Here is a 3,525-nt window from a genome sequence, read left to right as displayed (position 1 = left end):
TTATAGTGAGTCAAAGAACTTACAAATATATTAGTTTTAACCCTATCGTTTTAGTAAAATCATTTATGGCACTAAGTATAAGGATTTAAAATCGCCAAATAGACCACCGCATCTAGTAAAACCCTTTATCTTCGATAAACTGTTCTTTATTGATTTATGGCATTTAAAAAGAGTAATTATTTTTGTATTCGTTACAAACCTTACACACTTTCGGTTTTCCGGTTCATGCTGCTAATGTTCAACTTGTCACTTCTTTGCAAGATATTCAACAGAATTGGCAAGAGATAAAGCGCCAACATCATTACATTCTCGGTGAAGGTAGCAATACGGTATTTTTAGAGAATTTTTTAGGTAGCATCTATAAAATTGCGATAAAAGGCATTTCATTACGCGAAACAGATCAGGATTTTATACTTAAGGTCGGTGCAGGAGAGAATTGGCATCAATTGGTGGAGTGGTGTCTGTCGCAGGGTATTGCTGGCTTTGAAAATTTGGCTTTAATCCCTGGTACTGTGGGCGCCGCTCCTATTCAGAATATCGGTGCTTATGGCGTTGAAGTTGAGCAGTTCATAACAAGCATTGAGTACCTTTGTTTAGCCAGCGGCACAATTAAAACTATAGCACATGCAGATTGTGAGTTTGCCTACCGAGATAGTATTTTCAAACAGGCCTTAGCCGGACAGATTGTTATTGGTTACGTTACGTTTCGTTTATGTAAAAACTGGGTAGCCAATGCTAACTATGCAGAGTTACGTGAATTACCGAAACCTACTGCACAAGATATATTCAATAAAGTAGTGCAAGTGCGCCAATTGAAGTTACCCGATCCCCGAAAGGTGGGTAATGCAGGCAGTTTTTTTAAAAACCCGATTATCGATAAAGCGCTGTTCGAATATTTACAGCAACGATACCCCTCGTTACCTAGCTATCCTATTGATTCACAGAAAGTTAAAGTCCCCGCAGCGTGGTTCATTGATACGCTTGGGTTTAAAGGCCGGTCGGTGGGTGGGGTGCAATGCCATGTTAGTCAACCTCTGGTACTCACTAATAATGGGATGGGCAACGGCGATGAACTTCTACGCTTAGCGCGACAAATAAAGCAAGCTGTTAAGGAGCATTTTTTAATTGAACTTGAAAATGAAGTGCAGTTGGTGAGCAACACTGGGCTCATCCGTGTTTGAGTTAAAGGTGATTGAGAACCGAGTATGACTAATAAAAACACGGCTACTGATGTAATCAGAACTCATATTGTTCAACAGTTAGCGAAGGGTGAGTTTTGCTCTGGTGAAACACTTGGTGAGCAATTAGGTATTTCAAGGGCTGCTGTCTCTAATCATATAAAGTGCTTGGCAGAATTGGGGCTTGACATATATAGCGTTCAGGGCAAAGGATATCGTTTAGCAAATGAACTAACTTTACTTGATAAGCATTCTATTTTAAGTCATATCAACCAGCTTGAAAATGTTCCTTTGTGTGTACTAAACGTTATTGACTCTACCAATCAATTTATCAAAGAGCAGCAAGCACATTTGCCGAATGGTTTTGTGTGTTTAGCAGAGGCACAAACGGCGGGACGAGGACGGCTGGGACGAACATGGGTATCGCCTTATGGAGCTAGTATGTACTTGTCTATGCAATGGAGTTTTGCTGCTGGATATCAAGCAATTGGCGGGCTAAGTCTAGCAGTAGGTGTCGCGATAGTAGGAGCGCTAAATAGAATAGGTTTACAAGACGCTCAGCTTAAGTGGCCTAATGATATTTACGTATTTGGGAAAAAACTTGCTGGTGTATTGATAGAAGTTGAAGGGCAAATCGGAGGGGCATGCCACTGTGTAATTGGCATTGGCGTTAATGTTAGTTTACCCGAATCGGTGACACAAATAGATCAGCCCTACATCGATATAAAAACTGCTACTAACCAGCCTATTGACCGAAATATATTTGCTGCGATTTTGATTGAAGAGCTGACGAGTACTTTAGCGCAGTTTGAAGTAGCAGGGCTGAGCCCCTTTATTGAAAAGTGGCAGGCGGTGGATGTTTATGCAAATAAGCCTATTGATCTTATTATCGGCCAAAAAATCACTACGGGTATCGCCCGAGGAATAAATTCAAGTGGGGCATTATTAGTGGAAACAAGTAGCGGTATTCGCGCATATCAAGGTGGAGAAATAAGTGTTAGACCAGCTTAGCTATCTCCTTATTGATATTGGCAATAGCAGAATTAAATTCGCTTGTGTTCAGTCATTCAATGATGAATTAAGTGTAAAGCATTGCACTGAGGTGAGCGAATTAGAGACTATCATCGAACAAAGTAAAAAAGTGCTAGTTGCATCAGTTGGCAAAATTGGTTTAGTCGAAGAGATCCGTCAGATATGCACTAAGCACAATGTTGAGTGCTTTGTTGCCGCAATCCAAAGCCAACAATTCGGTATTACTTGTGCCTACAAGCAGTTTGAAAATTTAGGGATTGACCGCTGGTTGGCTGTATTGGCAGCACGTTCGATAACATCAGATGCAGTGGCAGTATTAGACTTAGGTACTGCAAATACCTGTGACATCGTGGTCGGTAATCAGCATATTGGAGGGTGGATTGCACCAGGATTTAGCCTAATGAAACAAAGTTTGTTGACCAACACGCAAAAAGTTTTTGCCGATGCAAGTTTACCAGAATCGCTCGAAGTAGGCACAACGACTCCTAGCTGTGTTAACAATGGGTGCTTGAGCGCGATACATGGTTTTGTCGCTATGGCTGAAAAATATCTATCAAATTCCTGTTCAGAGTATAAAATTTTTGTGACAGGTGGCGACCAATCACTTTTATTTTCAATAAAAAACTCTCATTTACGATTTTTTCCTAATTTAGTTTTACTTGGTTTGCAGCGTTTCATATAAAAATTATTGAATTGAGCAGCGGTTTTTTGCCGTTTTATGCATGAAAATCAATCAGTCCGTTGTAATTTTGAGCAAACGATACAAAAAGTGTATTTTTTTTAAAAACAGCTATTGCACGACCTGAATCATTACTCTAGAATGCGCCCCTCTTGATGTCGTGCCGACTTAGCTCAGTTGGTAGAGCAACTGACTTGTAATCAGTAGGTCACCAGTTCGATTCCGGTAGTCGGCACCATCAATCTCTGGAGGGGTTCCCGAGCGGTCAAAGGGATCAGACTGTAAATCTGACGGCTCAGCCTTCGAAGGTTCGAATCCTTCCCCCTCCACCACTTTTTTTGCATGAGGTGGCTAGAGAATTAAGATGTGCGGGCATCGTATAATGGCTATTACCTAAGCCTTCCAAGCTTATGATGTGGGTTCGATTCCCACTGCCCGCTCCAATCAGTGCTGATATGGCTCAGTTGGTAGAGCGCACCCTTGGTAAGGGTGAGGTCGGCAGTTCGAATCTGCCTATCAGCACCACTTCTCTCCCCAGCTCAAGAACAAAATTTTTTACTACTATTTGCTGGGGAATAAACAATGGCAAAATCAAAGTTTGAACGTACTAAACCGCACGTAAACGTAGGTACTATC

3 protein-coding genes and 4 tRNA genes are annotated in these 3,525 nt (G+C 41.3%); all 7 read left to right on the top strand.

Annotated elements, in window-relative coordinates:
• Window positions 1–182 precede the first annotated feature (182 nt).
• The 7 genes from murB (at window position 183) to NWQ57_RS09465 (ending at window position 3,414) form a co-directional block, all read left to right on the top strand.
• Window positions 183–1,181 (top strand): UDP-N-acetylmuramate dehydrogenase, encoded by a 999-nt coding sequence (murB, locus tag NWQ57_RS09495; protein WP_306021911.1) that lies wholly within the window; start codon window positions 183–185, stop codon window positions 1,179–1,181.
• Between the two features lie 24 nt (window positions 1,182–1,205).
• Window positions 1,206–2,189: a bifunctional biotin--[acetyl-CoA-carboxylase] ligase/biotin operon repressor BirA gene (gene birA / locus NWQ57_RS09490; protein WP_306021910.1), complete on the top strand. Its 984-nt coding sequence runs from the start codon at window positions 1,206–1,208 to the stop codon at window positions 2,187–2,189.
• Entirely contained in the window at window positions 2,173–2,892 is a 720-nt protein-coding gene (locus NWQ57_RS09485; protein ID WP_306021909.1) for a type III pantothenate kinase, read from the top strand. Before birA ends, NWQ57_RS09485 begins: the two co-directional genes overlap by 17 nt.
• Before the next feature lie 159 nt (window positions 2,893–3,051).
• Window positions 3,052–3,127: transfer RNA gene (locus tag NWQ57_RS09480), tRNA-Thr, on the top strand.
• Between the two features lie 9 nt (window positions 3,128–3,136).
• Window positions 3,137–3,221, top strand: a tRNA-Tyr gene (locus NWQ57_RS09475).
• Between the two features lie 36 nt (window positions 3,222–3,257).
• A tRNA-Gly gene (locus NWQ57_RS09470) sits at window positions 3,258–3,332 on the top strand.
• A 6-nt stretch (window positions 3,333–3,338) separates the two neighbouring features.
• Window positions 3,339–3,414: transfer RNA gene (locus tag NWQ57_RS09465), tRNA-Thr, on the top strand.
• Window positions 3,415–3,525: the final 111 nt, after the last annotated feature.

It is taken from the genome of Paraglaciecola sp. (genome assembly GCF_030730205.1).
Lineage (GTDB): Bacteria > Pseudomonadota > Gammaproteobacteria > Enterobacterales > Alteromonadaceae > Paraglaciecola.
The sequence above is the reverse complement of the archived record's forward strand: the minus strand, read 5'-3'. Positions and strand labels throughout refer to the sequence as shown.